13 protein-coding genes, 2 tRNA genes and 1 pseudogene are annotated in these 15,962 nt (G+C 69.9%); 6 read left to right on the top strand and 10 right to left on the bottom strand.

From position 1 onward, the window contains the following. Window positions 1-8: 8 nt before the first annotated feature. Genes ABXS69_RS00625 through ABXS69_RS00615 form a run of 3 tightly spaced genes read left to right on the top strand, consistent with a single transcriptional unit; the run spans window position 9 to window position 3,348 of the window. Window positions 9-1,475 carry a serine/threonine-protein kinase gene (locus tag ABXS69_RS00625; RefSeq protein WP_366180704.1) on the top strand — a complete coding sequence of 489 codons (1,467 nt, stop codon included), beginning with the start codon at window positions 9-11 and terminating at the stop codon, window positions 1,473-1,475. Next, a complete protein-coding gene (gene pknB / locus ABXS69_RS00620; RefSeq protein WP_366180703.1) occupies window positions 1,472-3,061 on the top strand; it encodes a Stk1 family PASTA domain-containing Ser/Thr kinase in 1,590 nt (529 codons plus the stop codon). Before ABXS69_RS00625 ends, pknB begins: the two co-directional genes overlap by 4 nt. Further along, on the top strand, window positions 3,040-3,348 hold the full coding sequence (locus ABXS69_RS00615; RefSeq protein ID WP_366180702.1) for a PASTA domain-containing protein: 309 nt from the start codon (window positions 3,040-3,042) through the stop codon (window positions 3,346-3,348). Before pknB ends, ABXS69_RS00615 begins: the two co-directional genes overlap by 22 nt. A 541-nt stretch (window positions 3,349-3,889) precedes the next feature. Here the strand turns inward: ABXS69_RS00615 and ABXS69_RS00610 are convergent. After that, window positions 3,890-4,646: pseudogene (locus ABXS69_RS00610) on the bottom strand (class E sortase). Window positions 4,647-4,874: 228 nt separating this feature from the next. On the opposite strand from ABXS69_RS00610, the gene ABXS69_RS00605 reads away from it, so the two are divergent. Beyond that, the gene (locus ABXS69_RS00605; protein WP_366180701.1) at window positions 4,875-5,237 is read left to right on the top strand and encodes a cell division protein CrgA; all 363 of its coding nucleotides are present in this window, start codon (window positions 4,875-4,877) and stop codon (window positions 5,235-5,237) included. Window positions 5,238-5,368: 131 nt separating this feature from the next. Here the strand turns inward: ABXS69_RS00605 and ABXS69_RS00600 are convergent, their stop codons facing one another. Beyond that, window positions 5,369-5,851: a hypothetical protein gene (locus ABXS69_RS00600; RefSeq protein WP_366180700.1), complete on the bottom strand. Its 483-nt coding sequence runs from the start codon at window positions 5,849-5,851 to the stop codon at window positions 5,369-5,371. A gap of 196 nt (window positions 5,852-6,047) precedes the next feature. On the opposite strand from ABXS69_RS00600, the gene ABXS69_RS00595 reads away from it, so the two are divergent. Beyond that, the gene (locus ABXS69_RS00595; RefSeq protein ID WP_366180699.1) at window positions 6,048-6,569 is read left to right on the top strand and encodes a peptidylprolyl isomerase; all 522 of its coding nucleotides are present in this window, start codon (window positions 6,048-6,050) and stop codon (window positions 6,567-6,569) included. Window positions 6,570-6,628: 59 nt separating this feature from the next. Further along, complete coding sequence (locus ABXS69_RS00590; protein WP_366180698.1) at window positions 6,629-7,426, top strand: rhomboid family intramembrane serine protease; 798 nt, start codon at window positions 6,629-6,631, stop codon at window positions 7,424-7,426. Between the two features lie 696 nt (window positions 7,427-8,122). On the opposite strand, the gene ABXS69_RS00585 is transcribed toward ABXS69_RS00590, so the two are convergent. The 8 genes from ABXS69_RS00585 to recF all read right to left on the bottom strand — a co-directional run bounded on the left by ABXS69_RS00585 (window position 8,123) and on the right by recF (window position 15,947). Then, window positions 8,123-8,195: transfer RNA gene (locus ABXS69_RS00585), tRNA-Ala, on the bottom strand. Window positions 8,196-8,206: 11 nt separating this feature from the next. Continuing rightward, window positions 8,207-8,347: a hypothetical protein gene (locus tag ABXS69_RS00580; RefSeq protein ID WP_366180697.1), complete on the bottom strand. Its 141-nt coding sequence runs from the start codon at window positions 8,345-8,347 to the stop codon at window positions 8,207-8,209. A gap of 33 nt (window positions 8,348-8,380) precedes the next feature. Continuing rightward, window positions 8,381-8,454 (bottom strand) — tRNA-Ile (locus ABXS69_RS00575). Window positions 8,455-8,502: 48 nt separating this feature from the next. Further along, window positions 8,503-8,979, bottom strand: a complete 477-nt coding sequence (locus ABXS69_RS00570) for a DUF3566 domain-containing protein (RefSeq protein ID WP_366180696.1) — start codon at window positions 8,977-8,979, stop codon at window positions 8,503-8,505. Then, on the bottom strand, window positions 8,976-11,543 hold the full coding sequence (gene gyrA / locus ABXS69_RS00565) for a DNA gyrase subunit A (RefSeq protein ID WP_366180695.1): 2,568 nt from the start codon (window positions 11,541-11,543) through the stop codon (window positions 8,976-8,978). The genes ABXS69_RS00570 and gyrA overlap by 4 nt, the downstream gene beginning before the upstream one ends. 90 nt (window positions 11,544-11,633) lie before the next feature. Next, complete coding sequence (gyrB, locus tag ABXS69_RS00560) at window positions 11,634-13,655, bottom strand: DNA topoisomerase (ATP-hydrolyzing) subunit B (protein ID WP_366181602.1); 2,022 nt, start codon at window positions 13,653-13,655, stop codon at window positions 11,634-11,636. A 404-nt stretch (window positions 13,656-14,059) separates the two neighbouring features. Further along, window positions 14,060-14,731: a DciA family protein gene (locus ABXS69_RS00555; RefSeq protein ID WP_366180694.1), complete on the bottom strand. Its 672-nt coding sequence runs from the start codon at window positions 14,729-14,731 to the stop codon at window positions 14,060-14,062. Beyond that, a complete protein-coding gene (gene recF, locus ABXS69_RS00550; RefSeq protein WP_366180693.1) occupies window positions 14,724-15,947 on the bottom strand; it encodes a DNA replication/repair protein RecF in 1,224 nt (407 codons plus the stop codon). Before recF ends, ABXS69_RS00555 begins: the two co-directional genes overlap by 8 nt. Window positions 15,948-15,962: the final 15 nt, after the last annotated feature.

The raw sequence follows: 15,962 nt of genomic DNA, 5'->3' as shown, positions 1-15,962 counted from the left end.
TCCCACAGGTGGGGCTCGAGCTCCAGGGCCGCTACCAGCTCCTGGAGCGCATCGCCTTGGGCGGCATGGGGGAGGTCTGGCGCGCCACCGATCTCAACTCAGGTCGGATCGTCGCCGCCAAGATCCTCCGCCCCGAGCTCACCGGGGATGAGATCTTCCTGTCCCGCCTGAGAGCGGAGGCCGCCAACTCCCGGGGACTGCGACACCCCAACCTCGCCGTCGTCCTGGACTTCGGGGAGCGCAAGGGCTCGGGCTGGATCATCATGGAGCTCGTGCAGGGCCGCGCCCTGTCCGACATCCTGGAGGAGAAGGGCACGATGGCGCCCGCGGAGATCCTGCCGATCCTCGCGCAGGTGGCCCGCGCCCTCCAGGTGGTCCACGACACCAGCGTCGTCCACCGCGATGTCAAGCCCTCCAACATCCTCATCAACCGGGAGGGCCTGGCCAAGCTGACCGATTTCGGCATCTCCACCGGCCCCCACCAGCGGCCCATGACCGCCACCGGCATGGTCATGGGCACCGCCCAGTACCTGGCGCCCGAGCAGGCCATGGGCAACGCCGCCCAACCCTCCGGCGACCTCTACGCCCTGGGGATCATCGCCTACGAGGCTCTCGTGGGCCGCAGACCCTTCACCGGGTCCACTCAGGTGGACATCGCCTTCGCGCATGTCAACGACCCCGTGCCTCCGATGCCCAAGAGCGTGCCCCCCGAGGTCCGCCAGGTCGTCATGGAGCTCCTGGCCAAGAAGCCCGCTGATCGGCCGGCCTCGGCCCGGGAGCTCGCCCGGCGCCTCGATCGGATCGTCATCCACCTGCCGGAGGAGCACTGGGATCCTGAGGACAGCCTCGCCTGGGCCTCGACAGGCAGGTCGGCCCGGGGACCGGGCACCGCCTCCACAGCCGGTGGCGCCAGCGGCGCAGCGGGGAGCGGCCGCGCCTCCTCGTCCACCAGCCTCTCTGCGGCCGATGCCGCCACTGACGGGGAGAGCGCCGCGTCGGCACCCTCGAAGCCTTTGAAGGCTGCCGAGCGCCCGCGAGCGTCGGCGAGCGCCGCGGAGTGGGCCGCCGCGATCGTCGAGACCGCGCCCAAGCGCTGGCCCGAGCGCCGACCCGGGATCCACGGCACCCGTAGGGGCGCGTTCGGCTCGCGCGCGCGTGCCCTGCCGGTGTCTCATCACGCGCGTGATGCTCGTCGCCCCCGCCGCAGCTCAGGGCGGGGCCGGCTCGGCCTGCCGCTGCTGAGCAGCCTGTCCGTCCCGGCCCTGCTGATGCTCGCCGGGGCAGTGCTCATCCTCATTGCCGCCGTCATCGCGCTCGTGAGTACCCTAGCCTCAGCGCAACCGGGCACGACGGATGCCACCCACCAACCACCCACCACCACCGGGTCCCTGAGCAGAGCAGGCTCAGAGACCATCGTGCGGGCCTCCGGATTGCCCGCCCCAGTGCCCGTCACCTCAGTCAAGGAGGCACCGTGACCGACACGTTCCCAGCGATCCTGGCCGGACGCTACGAGATCCGTGACCTCATCGGCCGTGGCGGCATGGCGGAGGTCCACCTCGGGTACGATCGGCGCCTCAACCGTGTCATCGCCATCAAGCTCCTGCGCTCGGACCTGGCCAGCGACTCCACGTTCCAGACCCGCTTCCAGCGCGAGGCCCAGTCGGCCGCCGCGCTCAACCACCCCTCGATCGTCGCCGTCCACGACTCCGGCGAGGAGGCCCTCGTCCAGCCGGACGGGACGAGCCGCACCGTCCCGTACATCGTCATGGAGTACGTGGAGGGCCACACGGTCCGCGAGCTCCTGGGCGACGGCGAGGCCGTGCCGATCCCCGAGGCGGTCGAGATCGTCACCGGCGTGCTCGACGCCCTGGAGTACTCCCACCGCGCCGGCATCGTCCACCGGGACATCAAGCCCGGGAACATCATGATCTCCTCCACCGGCGCGGTGAAGGTCATGGATTTCGGCATCGCCCGCGCCATCGAGGACTCCGCGGCGACCGTCACCCAACAGCACGCCGTCGTCGGGACCGCCCAGTACCTGTCCCCCGAGCAGGCCCGCGGGGAGGTCGTGGACACCCGCTCGGACCTGTACTCCACCGGCTGCCTCCTCTACGAGCTCCTCACCGGCCAACCGCCGTTCACTGGCGACTCCGCTGTGGCCATCGCCTACCAGCATGTGCGGGAGGTACCCAAGCCGCCGTCGTCGATCGCCGCCGACATCCCGGAGGCGATCGACCGGGTGGTCCTCAAGGCGCTGGCCAAGCGCCGCGATGACCGCTACGGGGACGCCGCCCACATGCGCACCGACCTCCTTGCCGCGCAGCGGGGCAGTGCCGTGTCCGCGCCCGCGACCTCCGCCTGGGCCGCCACTCCGACGACGACGCTCCCGCAGCAGGCCGACGCCTTCGGCCCCGCCCGCCCCGAGGCGCCGGCGCCACCGCCCCCGGTGACCCAGCAGCCCCTGGTCATGCCCACTGAGGAGGCCGACGAGCGCGAGTCCAAGAACCGCCTCGGACTGTGGCTGCTCATCGCGGCGCTGCTCATCGCGGTCGGGTTGGGGGCGTGGGCGGTCAGCTCGGGCGTCCTCGGCGGGGCCGATCCCAAGCCCACCGCCTCGCCGACGCCGACCACTGTCGCCGTCCCGGATGTTGCGGGCAAGTCGGAGCAGGAGGCCAAGGCCGCGATCGAGTCCGTCGGCCTGGTCTACGCCAAGGGCGACAACGTCGCCTCCGACACCATCCCCCCGGGCCGGGCGGTCTCCACCGACCCGGCTGTGGGCACGGGCGCCGCCCCTGGCTCCACGGTGACGGTTCAGTACTCCCTGGGCACCGCCATGGTCGAGGTTCCCGACGTCTCGGGCAAGACCCAGGAGGAGGCGCGCGACGCCCTGGAGAAGGCGGGTCTCAAGGTGGGGACCTCCACCTCGGAGGACTCCGCGGAGGTGGGCAAGGACAAGGTCATCCGCACCAAGCCCACGGCGGACACGACCGTGCAGCGGGGAAGCCGGTGGCGCTCGTGCTGTCCACGGGGAGGGTCACCGTGCCGGACATCAAGGGCATGACCCTGGAGGCGGCGCAGGCGGCATTGCAGGATGCCGGTCTGACCTACAACGTCAACAGCCCGACCACGGAGAAGACCTCCGACCAGTCCAAGAAGGACACCACCGAGGTCACGGGCACGAGCCCCGTCGCCGGGGCCTCCGTCGACGCCGGGGCGCGGGTGACCATCGACTACAAGAAGTACGACTTCCAGCCCGCGTCCACGGCGAGCCCCCCGAAGAACGCGCAACCGGGTAACCAGAAGGATTCATCGCCCTCGGCTTCGTCGCCCTCAGCCAAGCCCAGTTGATCCCTCCCCCCCATCACCGAGACCGGTCGAAAATAGGAGCGAGACCGGTCAATCAGCACGGCGAGATTATGAATCGGCCGCGCTCCCGCCGAGCATCGTCCCCGTCGACGGGCGCCTTGCGCCAACGGGCGCCTTGCGCACCGAGAGTCGCGCTTCCAGCTCACCTCTCGGCCCGGCGCGCAAGGCACCCCTCGGCGCTCAGACGCGCGCCTCAGTGAGAAACACCCCCATCCGCGCTCAGCGCGCGACCCCGCAGCGCTACCACCCGCCCCTCCGAACCGGTCTCGCTCTTCATTTCGACCGGTCTCGATCCTGATATCGACCGGTCTCGCATATAGGGAGGGGTGATGGGATGACGGGGCGCGAGGCCGAGCGCGGACGCTCCGTCAGACGGTGGCCTCGCCGGAGAGGTGGAAGGTCTCGTTGGCCCACGGGAAGACGAACTCGAACAACCCGAGGACCACGAGCGCGGCGAGGACGAGCGCCTCAATGAGGCGCAGCCACACCGGTCCGGGCAGGTGCCGCCAGATCCATCCGTACATCAGTTGACCTCCGGGTCGTTGAGGACCGAGGCCGGGCGGCCCTCGGAGCGGGGCATCCAGTAGGAGAAGCTTCGCGTAGGTGATCCACCGGTGGTCATTGCCCCACTCGCCGACTGTCAGCGAGTGGCAGGTGGTCAGGGTGAGCATGCGATCGGTGGCCGCGATCTCGGGGTGGTGGGGCACCGGCGCGATGACCTCGACGGTGCTCGGGTCGACGATCTCGTACTCGGTGACGGTGTAGACGTACCAGGTGTCCTTCGTGGACACCACTACCTCGTCACCGGGCCCGAGCAGATCGATGCGCCGGAAGGAGTTTCCGGAGGTGCGCCGGTGGCCGGCGAGCGCGAAGTTGCCGACATCGCCCACCTGCTGGGTCTCGCGATAGTGGCCGGCGACGGCGGAGTCGAGGATATCCGCGGCGGTGCCCTCCAGGATGGGCATGTTGTTGTTCGTCTTGCCGTACCACTTGGGGACGATGAGCATGCCGATGGTCTCCCCGTTGCCGACGGGGGCGACGGCCGGCGGGGCGTCATAGTGCTTGACGCCCTCGGTCTTGGGGGAGTCGACCTGCTGGCTCTGGAAGGCGTCGCGCGTGGCGGCAGCCTCCTCCAGGGCGTCCAGACTCGTCCACCACAGCTGCCAGGTGAGGAAGAGGGCGATGACGAGGCCCACGGTGATGAGGATCTCACCGACACCGGTGATCATGATGTCGAGCGCCGAGCGCTTCTTGCGCTCCGCCGCGCCGCCGTGCCTCATGCTGGTCATCCGCACTCCGTCTTCTTCGGGACTGTCCTCAGGGTTGGGGCGAGACTGATAGCCTGCCCACCACTCGGCAGCCAGTCTAGGGCGTCGTCCCTGCTTGCAGGGGCAAGCGTGATCACAGTCCCACCTCTCGCCCGCCGCCGCCCATGCCCTAGGCTAGGAGCGTTTTAGTGCCCGCGCACGAGCCCTTCCCCAGGCTCGTCATGCTAGGAGGAGGCCCGCGTGGCCCTGCTGAACAAGCTCAAGAACTCTGATGATGAAGCGAAGCGCAGCGCCAAGCGCTCCGGCAACCCGGCCAAGGCGGCGAAGGCCGCCGAGGAGGAGTCGCGCGCGGCGGCCAACCGCGTGTCCCGCGTGCCCCAGAAGGTGGTGCGCACCGGCAGCCCCAGCTGGTACGCGCCGTCGATGGTCGCTCTCATGGTCATCGGGCTCCTGTGGGTCGTGGTGACCTACCTGTTCAAGGGGAAGTACCCGATGCCGTACTTCCTCCACCACCACGCCGCCGACTGGCTGTCTAATGGGAACCTCTACATCGGCTTCATCATCATGATGGTCGGCTTCCTCGGCCTGCTGCGCTGGAAGTAGGCCCCCGCGACGGCCCCGCCTGCCCTGCGGCCAGCGCCGCACCCGGGCGATGATCGACGACGGCGCCCCCGCCATCACAGGTCGGGGGCGCCGTCGTCGTCATGCGGTCACGGGCGGGATAGCCGGTGGGCTCAGGCCCCGGTGGCCTCCTCAATGGCCTCGGCGCCCTCCTCGGCGGTGTCGGCCCAGTACTCCTCGGCCCACGGGTCCTCGACGGGCTGGCTGCGGCGCCAGGCGATGTAGGCGGCACCGGCGGCGGCGGTGACCACGGTGGTCCATGCGAGAACCTTGAGGCCTCGGCAGCAGCGGCGCTTCTTGGGGGCGACGACGGGCGCCGGGGCCTCGGCGATCGCGGCGCGGGCGGCCTCGGCGGCGCGCTGGGCGCGCGGCAGGTAGTCGTCGACGACGCGGGCGCGGGCCTCGCTGTAAGCGGGCTCGATGCGCGTCTGCGCCTCTTTGGCGGCGCGCGAGACGTTCTCCCCGGCGCGCGCGACGCGCGGGGCGGCCCACTCGGCGGCGCGCTCGGCCCGCTCGGCGATGGCCTCGGCGAGGTTGGCGGCCTCCTGACGGAGGTGGTCGGAGTCGATCCTCTTGTCGGCGGTCTTGCAAGGCATGGCGCTCTCCTCCTGGGGGCGTTCAAATGGTCGTGTCGCGGGATGCCAGGGCGGCGTGAGGCGAACTGGAACCCATGGTGGCACTGTTCCCGCCCGGGCGGGTGCTCTTGACGGCGGCATTTTGCCTGGGGTGAACAGGCCCCGCCACCCTTGAGCGCAGAGGGCCCCGACCGCCCGCCCATGGGACGATGAGCCCATGGAAGCGACTCTTCACACCACCCTCGGAGATATCCGTCTGACCCTCTTCCCGGAGCAGGCGCCCGTGACCGTTGAGAACTTCGTCGGGCTCGCAACCGGGTCGCGGACCTGGACGGATCCGCGCACTGGTGAGGACTCCAACGAGCCCCTGTATGAGAACGTCGTCTTCCACCGGGTCATCCCGAACTTCATGATCCAGGGCGGGGACCCGCTGGGCACCGGCCGCGGTGGCCCCGGATACACCTTCGACGACGAGATCGACCCGACTCTCACCTTCGACGCCCCCTACGTCCTGGCCATGGCCAACGCCGGCCGTCATATGGGCAAGGGCACCAACGGCTCGCAGTTCTTCATCACCACCGCGCCCACGGCCTGGCTGCACGGCAAGCACACGATCTTCGGAGCCGTCGCCGACGACGAGTCGAAGGCCGTCGTGGATGCGATCTCGGCGACGCCGACGGACAGCACGGACCGCCCCCTCAAGGACGTCACCATCACCTCCGTGAGCGTCGTCCAGTGACGGCGGTGGGCGGCCCGGGCACCCCAGGCGCACCGGTCTGCCCGCGCCACCCCGATCGGGTGGCCTACGTGCGCTGCCAGCGCTGCGGCCGCCCGGTGTGCCCGGCCTGTCAGGTGCCCAGCGCCGTCGGCGTGCACTGCGTGGACTGCGCCGCTCGCGCCAGCGCCGGGCGCCGGGCCCCGACGACGGCGCTCGGCGGCCGGCTCTCCGACGGCTCCACGCTCGTCACCAAGGCGCTCATCGCCGTGTGCACCGTCGTCTTCATCGCCCAGGAGATCCCCGCCTCGACGGGGATGGGGCTGAGCGTGATCAGGGACCTCGCGCTCGTGCCGGCCTTCGTGGGCGCTCAGCCGTGGCGCCTGCTGACCAGCGCGCTCCTGCACGGCTCGATCATGCACCTGGCCTTCAACATGTGGGCCCTGTGGGTACTGGGCGAGGCCCTTGAGCCCCTGCTCGGCCGCTGGCGCTACAGCGCGCTCATGGCATTGAGCGCCCTGGGCGGGTCGACGGCCGTGTACTGGTTGTCCGCCTCGGGGTCGCGCGACTGGTTCACCGCGACAGTGGGCGCCTCCGGCGCGGTCTTCGGCCTTTTCGCCGCCATGTTCGTCATCCAGCGGCGCTTCGGCCGGGACACCACGGGCATCGTGGGGATCCTGGCGCTCAACCTGGTCTTCTCCTTCACCGCCGCGGGGATCTCCTGGCAGGGGCACCTGGGCGGGCTTGTGACCGGTGGCGTCGTCGCGGCGGTCTACGCCTGGGCGCCGCGCGAGCGCCGAGGGACGCTCTCAGCGGCTGGCACCGCCGCCGTTGCGCTCGCGCTGATCGGTCTTGTAGCGCTGCGCCTGGCGAGCCTCTGAGGGACTTCTCGTCAACGAATCACATCGGTGTGGTTCATCCACAGCTGGGGATAATCGTGTGGAAGAACAGCGCTGTGGTTTTCCACAGGGCTGTCCCCAAGTGGGGAAAGCCTGGAATTGCAGTCTCTCGACTGTCCACAGGCCTCCACAGGGCTAGCGGCCGAGTCTCTTCGCAACCTGTGGGCAAGCGCGCCCAGCCGTGATGGGGGCGTGGTCGCGTCCCCTGGATCCCCACCCGGGCGTGCTCGGCGCGCTGTGGGCAGGCTCCCTGGCGACCGCGGTGGGCGTCCCCCCAAGTCGACGCTCTACCGGCGGTGGGGGACCCTCCTGGACCTCGCGGTGGACGCCGTGGACGCAGCGCTCGGGCCACGGCGGCTGCCCGCGACGGGGGAGCCCCTGGCGGATCTCGCCGCGCGTATCCAGCGGGCGCACGCGGTCCTATGGAGATCGGCACGGTCCTGTACCGCCTCACCTATCTGGGGATCGGGACGAGTCTCGAGGAGGCCTTCGAGCTGGGGGAGATGACGGCCGACCATCCCCTTCCCAGGCTGGCCTGAGGCGCCGTCGGCCGACTCTCGGCCCCGATGATCGGCATCGGCTCGCGGAAGGCGGTCTCACATCATCGCCGCGCGGGCGACCGCCTCCGGCCTAGGAGTGATCGACTCAATGCTGGTCATCGCGGGCGATGCGGGGAAGTGGAGCCAACGGGACTCGAACCCGTAACCCCCTGCTTGCAAAGCAGGTGCGCTACCAATTGCGCCATGGCCCCTCGGGGAAGGGTCAGATCTCCTCGACAGGGTCCGTGACCTCGACCCAGGCGGCCCGCTCCTTGCGAGCGGCCTCGTACGTGAGCCAGGCCGCGTACGCGATCGCTCCCATGCACGAGAAAACCGCAGCGGTCAGGGCTGTCCGGTTCCTCATGTGGAGCCTCCTCGCCTTCGCGCTGCGGTGCCGTGGGCCTAACTGGACTCGAACCAGCGACCTCATCCTTATCAGGGATGCGCTCTAACCAACTGAGCTATAGGCCCTTGAGACCGGATGAGATTATCTCATCGGGTCTGGGACGACCAAATCGGTCAGTCGTCCGCGAGTGTGAGATGAATCCCGCCCACGAGAGAGGCGATGACGTTGTAGATGAGGGCCCCCAGTGTGCACAGGGCGGTGCTCAGGATGAGGTTGACGACGGCGATGATCGTGGACAGCGAGATGGCCCTGGAGAACTTCATGTACTCAACGACGCCGGTAAAGGCGTTGGAGTTCGTCTCCACCACGGAGCTCACGAGGTCCTGGATCTGGGAGAACACGTGCAGCGAGTCGAGCATGAACCACACGATGGCGGCACCGACCACCATCATGATGCCGATCGCCACGTTGAGCAGCAGGGACACTTTGAGGACGGACCAGGGGTCGACGCGGTTGATCACGAGCCGCACGCGGCGCGGGCTGCCCAGCGCGGGCTGCTTGCCACCCTTGCCGGTCCTGGGGGCGCCGGCGATCGGCGGGTTCGTCGCGATGGATGCGTTCATGGGCTGGGCGGCGTCGGGCTGGCTCATTGATCCTCACTCTCGTCCTCGCTCAACGCTACCGCGTCAGCGGGGACCTGTGCAGAGTCATCAGCGTCGAGGTCGCGCTCGGCGTTCCGGGCCACCGCGATGATGCGGTCTCCGTCGTCCGGCTTGGCGAAGGTCACGCCTTGTGTGGCACGGCCGGTCACGGATACCTCGGCAATGGCAGAGCGAACCACCTTGCCAGACGCCATGATGCACATCACCTCATCGCTGGGGGCGGTCACGAGCGCGCCCACGAGATCGCCCCGCTCCTCGACGAGGTTCGCGACCTTGACGCCCAGGCCGCCGCGTCCCTTGACCGGGTAGTCGCGCACGTTGGTGCGCTTGGCGAAGCCGCCCTCGGTGACGACGAACAGGTCGGCATCCTCCCAGGAGGGGTCGATGACATCCATGGCCAGGAGCGAGTCGTCCTCCCGGAAGCGCATCCCGGTCACACCGCTCGTGGCGCGCCCGGTGGGGCGCAGAGTGGCGTCGTCGGCGTGGAAACGCAGGGACTGGCCGTGGCGGGAGACGAGAAGCAGGTCCTGGCCGACCGACAGGAGCGAGGCGGAGATGAGCTCATCGGGGTTGCCGTCCTCGTCATCGCGCAGGTTGATGGCGATGATGCCGCCCGAGCGGTTGGAGTCGTACTCACTCAGGCGGGTCTTCTTCACCAGGCCGCGGCGCGTGGCCAGCACGAGGTAGTCGGCCTGGTCGTAGGCGCTGAGCTCCATGACCTGGGCGATCTCCTCGCCCGGCTGGAAGGCGAGCAGGTTGGCCACGTGCTGGCCCTTGGAGTCGCGGCCGCCCTCGGGCAACTCGTAGGCCTTGGCGCGGTAGACCCGGCCGAGGTTGGTGAAGAACAGCAGCCAGCGGTGCGTGGTGGTCACCCCGAAGTGCTGGACGATGTCGTCCTCGCGCAGGGTGGCGCCGCGCACGCCCTTGCCGCCGCGGTGCTGGGAGCGGTAGGCGTCGGTGCGGGTGCGCTTGGCGTAGCCCGAGCGGGTGATGGTGACGACGACCTCCTCCTCGGGGATGAGGTCCTCCATGCTCATCTCGCCGTCGAAGGGGACGATCCTCGTCCGGCGCTCATCGCCGAACTTGTCGACGATCTCGGCGAGCTCGGTGGAGACGATGTCGCGCTGGCGCTGCGGAGAGGCGATGATCTCGCGAAGGTCGGCGACCTTGGCCTTGAGCTCCTCGGCCTCGGTCTGGATCTTGAGGCGCTCCAGGGCGGCCAGGCGGCGCAGCTGGAGGGACAGGATCGCCTCGGCCTGGGCCTCGTCGACGCCGAGCAGGCCCATGAGGCCGGTCCGCGCCTCCTCGGTGGTCGGCGAGCGGCGGATGAGGGCGATGACGGCGTCGAGGGCGTCGATGGCCTTGAGCAGACCCTCCAGGATGTGGAGGCGCTCCTCGGCCTTGCGCAGGCGATAGCGGGAGCGCCGGACGATGACGTCGATCTGGTGCTCGACCCAGTGGCGCACGAAGCCGTCGATGCTGAGAGTACGGGGCACCCCGTCCACCAGGGCGAGCATGTTGGCCGGGAAGTTGTCCTGCAGCGGGGTGCGCTTGTAGAGGTTGTTGAGGACCACCTTGGCGACGGCGTCGCGCTTGAGCACGATGACGAGCCGTTGGCCTGTGCGGCCGGAAGTCTCGTCGCGGATGTCGGCGATGCCGCCGACCTGCCCGTCGCGCACGAGCTGGGCGATCTTGTCGGCGAGATTGTCGGGGTTGACCTGGTAGGGCAGCTCGGTGACGACAAGGCACTGGCGGCCCTGGATCTCCTCGACGTTGACCACGGCCCGCTGGGTGATGGATCCGCGCCCGGTCCGGTAGGCGTCCTCGATGCCGCGCCGGCCCAGGATGGTGGCGCCGGTAGGGAAGTCCGGACCGGGGATGATCTCGAGGAGAGCCTCGAGAAGCTCCTCGCGGGTGGCGTCGGGGTGCTCGAGGAGCCACTGGACGCCACGGGCGACCTCGCGCAGGTTGTGCGGGGGGATGCGGGTGGCCATGCCCACCGCGATGCCCTCGGAACCGTTGACCAGCAGGTTGGGGAAGCGCGCCGGCAGGATCGTCGGCTCCTGGTTCCTGCCGTCGTAGTTGTCCTGGAAGTCGACGCTCTCCTCGTCAATGTCCCGGACCATCTCCATGGCCAGCGGGGCCATCTTGCACTCGGTGTACCTGGGGGCGGCTGGCCCCAGGTTGCCTGGGGTGCCGAAGTTCCCCTGCCCGGCCACGAGCGGGTAGCGCAGAGACCACCACTGCACGAGTCGCGCCAGGGCGTCGTAGATAGCGGCATCGCCGTGGGGGTGGTAGTTCCCCATGACCTCGCCCACCACGCGAGAGGACTTGGAGAAGGAGGAGTTGGGGCGGTAGCCGCCGTCGTACATGGCGTACAGGACGCGGCGGTGGACGGGCTTGAGGCCGTCGCGCACGTCCGGCAGGGCGCGCCCGACGATGACGCTCATCGCGTAGTCCAGGTAGGAGCGCTGCATCTCCATCTGGAGGTCGACCGGCTGGATACGGTCGCGCTCCTGGATGCCGGTGGGGGTGGTGGTCTCGTCGCTCACGTGGATCCTTCAGTGTCCTTCAGTGCGTTCAATGCCTTGCCAGGCGGTGACGTCGGGCCGATGGCGGCCCGCGGGCGCCGGCAGCGGCTATCAGATGTCGAGGAAGCGGACGTCGGTCGCGTTGCGCTGGATGAAGGCGCGGCGCTGCTCGACGTCGTCGCCCATGAGGATCGCGAAGGTCTCATCGGCATTGGCGGCCTCATCGAGGGTGACCTTCTTGAGGATGCGGGTGGCCGGGTCCATGGTGGTCTCCCACAGCTCGTGGTCGTTCATCTCGCCCAGTCCCTTGTATCGCTGGATGCCGCCCTCCTTGGGCAGGCGGCGACCGGCGTCAGCGCCCGCGGCCAGGAGCTTGTCCCGCTCGGCGTCGGAGTAGGCGAACTCGTGCTCGGCTCCCACCCACTTGAGGCGGTACAGGGGCGGCATCGCGATATAGGTGTGCCCGTGCTCGATGAGGGGCCGCATGTAGCGGAACAGGAGGGTGAGCAGGAGGGTGGCGATGTGCTGGCCGTCGACGTCGGCGTCGGCCATGATGACGATCTTGCCGTAGCGCAGCTTGGCCAGGTCGAAGTCCTCGCCGATACCGGTGCCGAAGGCGGTGATGAGACTGCGGATCGTGTCCGAGGACAGGGCGCGGTCCAGGCGGGCCTTCTCGACGTTCAGGATCTTGCCGCGGATCGGCATGATGGCCTGGTGCTCGGGGTCGCGCCCGCCGACGGCGGAGCCGCCCGCGGAATCCCCCTCGACGATGAAGATCTCGCACACGGAGGCGTCGCGGGAGGAGCAGTCGCGCAGCTTGCCGGGCATGGAGGCGGACTCCAGGACGCCCTTGCGGCGCGTGGCCTCACGGGCCTTGCGCGCGGCCACGCGAGCGGCGGCGGCCTGCGAGGCCTTGGAGATGACGGACTTGGCGTCTGCGGGGTGGGAGTCGAGCCAGTCGCCGAGCTGGGCGTAGACGGTCTGCTGGACGAAGGTGCGGGCCTCGGTGTTGCCGAGCTTGGTCTTGGTCTGGCCCTCGAACTGCGGCTCGGAGAGCTTGACCGAGATGACGGCGGTCAGGCCCTCGCGGATGTCGTCGCCGGTGAGGTTGTCGTCCCTGTCCTTGAGCAGGCCCTTGTCGCGGGCGTACTTGTTGACCAGGGTGGTCAGCGCGGTGCGGAAGCCCTCCTCGTGGGTGCCGCCCTCGGTGGTGTTGATCGTGTTGGCGTAGGTGTGGACGGACTCGGAGTAGGCGCTGGTCCACTGCATGGCGATCTCGAGACTGATGGAACGGGTGCCCTCAAGGACGGTCTCGGCCTCGAAGTCGATGATCTCGGGGTGGACGAGCTCGGCCTTCTTGGACTTGTTGAGGAAGGCGACGTAGTCGCGCAGCCCGTGCTCATAGCGGAAGGTGTCGGAGCGGTGCCCCTTGGCCGGCACCGGCGCCTCGGCGCCCAGCCCGCCCTCGTCCCCGGCGATCTCATCGCCCTCCTCGACGGCGCTGGGGCGCTCATCGGTCAGGGTGATCCGCAGGCCCTTGTTGAGGAAGGCCATCTGCTGGAATCGACGGCGCAGGGTCTCGTAGTCGAAGTCGACCGTCTCGAAGATCGCAGGGTCGGGGTAGAAGGTCTGCGTGGTGCCGGTGGCCTGGGTCTCCTCACCCCGGACGAGCTCAGTGATGGGGCGGCCGCCGTCGGCGAAGGACATGCGCCACACGTGTCCCTGACGGCGGATCTCCGTGTCCACGCGGGTGGACAGGGCGTTCACCACGGAGATGCCCACGCCGTGCAGGCCTCCGGAGACGGCGTAGCCGCCGCCGCCGAACTTGCCGCCGGCGTGCAGGATCGTCATGACGACCTCGACGGTGGGCTTGCCCTCGGTGGGGTGGATGTCCACGGGGATGCCGCGGCCGTTGTCGACCACGCGCACCCCGCCGTCGGCGAGGATGGTGACCTCGATGTGATCGCAGTAGCCGGCCAAAGCCTCGTCGACGGAGTTGTCGACGACCTCGTAGACGAGGTGGTGCAGGCCCCGCTCACCGGTGGAGCCGATGTACATGCCCGGGCGCTTGCGCACGGCCTCCAGCCCCTCGAGGACTGTGATGTCGGAGGCGCCGTAGTCCGCGGAGCCCACGGTCGCCGGCGAGGCGGGCGTCGCCGGATGAGTCTCCGCCCCGGACGATGCCACGTCGGCAGAAGTGGATTCGGGGACAGAGTTCTCAGAGGCGTCCTGGTCGGGCACGGGCTTGCTGCTCCTCAGTTCTCGCGCCCGCGATGCGGGCGGGCCGGGCGGTGCGGGGTGGTGACCCCGCCGCTTCGCCCGGGGCGGTCGTCGGCATTCCGCTCTCACAGGGCGCTCCTGGGAGGCAGGCCCCTTCCATGGGGAGGGGTACGCGTCAGCGCCTTCAACGTCTTCGACGCGCCATGGGCTTGTCCGAGGCGATCCTATCGCGAATCCGTCCGCCAGCCCGACCTCGAGGGGCCTGGTGGGGAGTGCCGGGCATCACCTCCGTTCCCCGTGCTCCGGGGCGCCGCGGCTCAGCCGTAGGTGTCGCGGGGGCCTCGCCCGCCCCGCACGGGGAAGCGGCCATGGCGCCAGGTGGGCCCGGCCGGACCCAGCACATGGACGTTGACCCCGGCGCCCCCGACCTCCTCGCTGATGCGCCGCAAGATGGTGGGCATCATGAGCCGCAGCTGCTGCGCCCAGCTGGAGGAGGAGGCCCGGATGGTGATCCGCCCGGGCTCGAAGGACTCCACGCGCGAGTGCTCGGCGACGGACCTGCCCACGATCTCCTCCCAGCGGGCAGCGACGCCGGCCACGGCGAGCATCCCCGCCCATCCCTTGCGGTCGACCATGCGCGCGAGGTCCTTCTTCGCGGTCCTCGGGTCGAAGCGGCTGGGGCCGGGGCGGCCGCGATCAGCGGCCAGCCCCGGCGCTCGGTCCGTCCAGTCGGCGTCGTCGGGGCCGACGCCCCCCTCGCCGTCAATGCCGGCTCGGCCCCGGCGGGCATCCCAGGGCGCGGGATCATCCGCCCCCGCGGTACCGCCCGAGCGCATGGGCCCGCGCATCTGACCGCGCTCGAAAGCCGAGGCCCGCACGCGCGACAGGGCGCGTGAGGCGAGACTCGCGCCGTCCCCGACGCCGTCCTCCTCACGATCACCAGGGTGGCCGGCGCGCCCGCCCTCAGCCCCCGACGGGTCCTCAATCACGGGTGACCTCCGATCCGGCGACGTGGAATCTCGCGCCGACCAGGTCCTGCGGCACGTCGGCATCAACGGCGGCCGTGACCAGTACCTGCTGAGCGCCGGCAACAGTGGTCACCAGGGCTTTGCGGCGCTTGTCGTCCAATGAGGCGAAGACGTCGTCGAGGATGAGGACGGGCTCGCCGTCTCCGCCGTAGGCATCGACGTCGTGGCGCAGCATCTCGTAGGACGCCAGTCGCAGGGCCAGCGCCATCGACCACTGCTCGCCGTGGGAGGCGAAGCCCTTGGCGGGAAGGCCGCCGAGGAAGAGGGAGAGGTCGTCGCGATGGGCGCCCACGAGGTTGGCGCCGCGCTCGATCTCGCGCTCGTGGAGCCCGCCCATGGCCGTCTCCAGGCGGGCGGCGACCGTCGCGGCGTCGCCGAGCCCACTCTCGGCTGCCAGCGCCTCCTGCCAGGCGGGACCGGGATCGGGATCAGCGGCTCCCTCGTGGGCCAGGAGGCTGGAGCGGTAGGCGATGCGCGCCTCGGACTGGTTGCCCGAGACGGCCTCGTAGCAGGACTCGACCCAGGGGCGCAGGCGCTGAACCACCTCGATGCGCGCGGCGGTCAGGCGCGAGGCTGCCGCGGCGAGCTGGGCATCCCAGACCTCGAGGGTCGACATCATCGACTCCATCGACGAGGCGGCCCCCCGGCCCCGGCGGGAACGGGCCGATCGCAGCAGGCTCGCGCGCTGGGCGAGGATCTTGTCGTGCTCGAGGCGCGTCCCAGCGAGGGCCGGACGCAGCATGACGGCGAGGTCGTCGAGGAAGCGGCGGCGCACCCCGGGCTCGTCGCGCACGAGGGAGAGGTCCTCGGGCGCGAAGACCACGGTGCGCAGGATCCCGGTGAGGTCCCGCGGCCGGCAGGCGCCGCGATTGAGCCGGGCGCGGTTGGCCTTGCCCGCGATGATCTCGATCTCGATGACGCTGGGACGATCGCCATGGACCACCCTCGCCCGCACGACGGCGCCGCCGGGCTGCTCGCCGTCGTCCGCGCGTCGCACGAGGGCCCGATCGGCGCCCACGCGGTGGCTGCTCAGCGTGGACAGATAGGCGATCGCCTCGACGAGGTTGGTCTTGCCCTGCCCGTTGGGGCCGATGAAAGCGCTGATGCCCGGCTCCAGGCCCACCACGAGGTGCCGATAGGACCTGAAGTCATCGAGTGCCAGGTCGGAGACGTACACGAGCGGCGCGAGGGC

Origin of the sequence: Actinomyces timonensis, from assembly GCF_040702965.1 — a bacterium.
Lineage (GTDB): Bacteria > Actinomycetota > Actinomycetes > Actinomycetales > Actinomycetaceae > Actinomyces > Actinomyces timonensis_A.
This window is presented reverse-complemented; position numbering and strand designations above follow the sequence as displayed.

What these genes read in the sequence shown, in the direction of transcription:
- ABXS69_RS00600 (WP_366180700.1), bottom strand. Translation starts at nt 5,851, where the DNA reads ATGCCTTGCAAGACCGCCGACAAGAGGATCGACTCCGACCACCTCCGT.
- ABXS69_RS00595 (WP_366180699.1), top strand. Translation starts at nt 6,048, where the DNA reads ATGGAAGCGACTCTTCACACCACCCTCGGAGATATCCGTCTGACCCTC.
- ABXS69_RS00580 (WP_366180697.1), bottom strand. Translation starts at nt 8,347, where the DNA reads ATGAGGAACCGGACAGCCCTGACCGCTGCGGTTTTCTCGTGCATGGGA.
- ABXS69_RS00570 (WP_366180696.1), bottom strand. Translation starts at nt 8,979, where the DNA reads ATGAGCCAGCCCGACGCCGCCCAGCCCATGAACGCATCCATCGCGACG.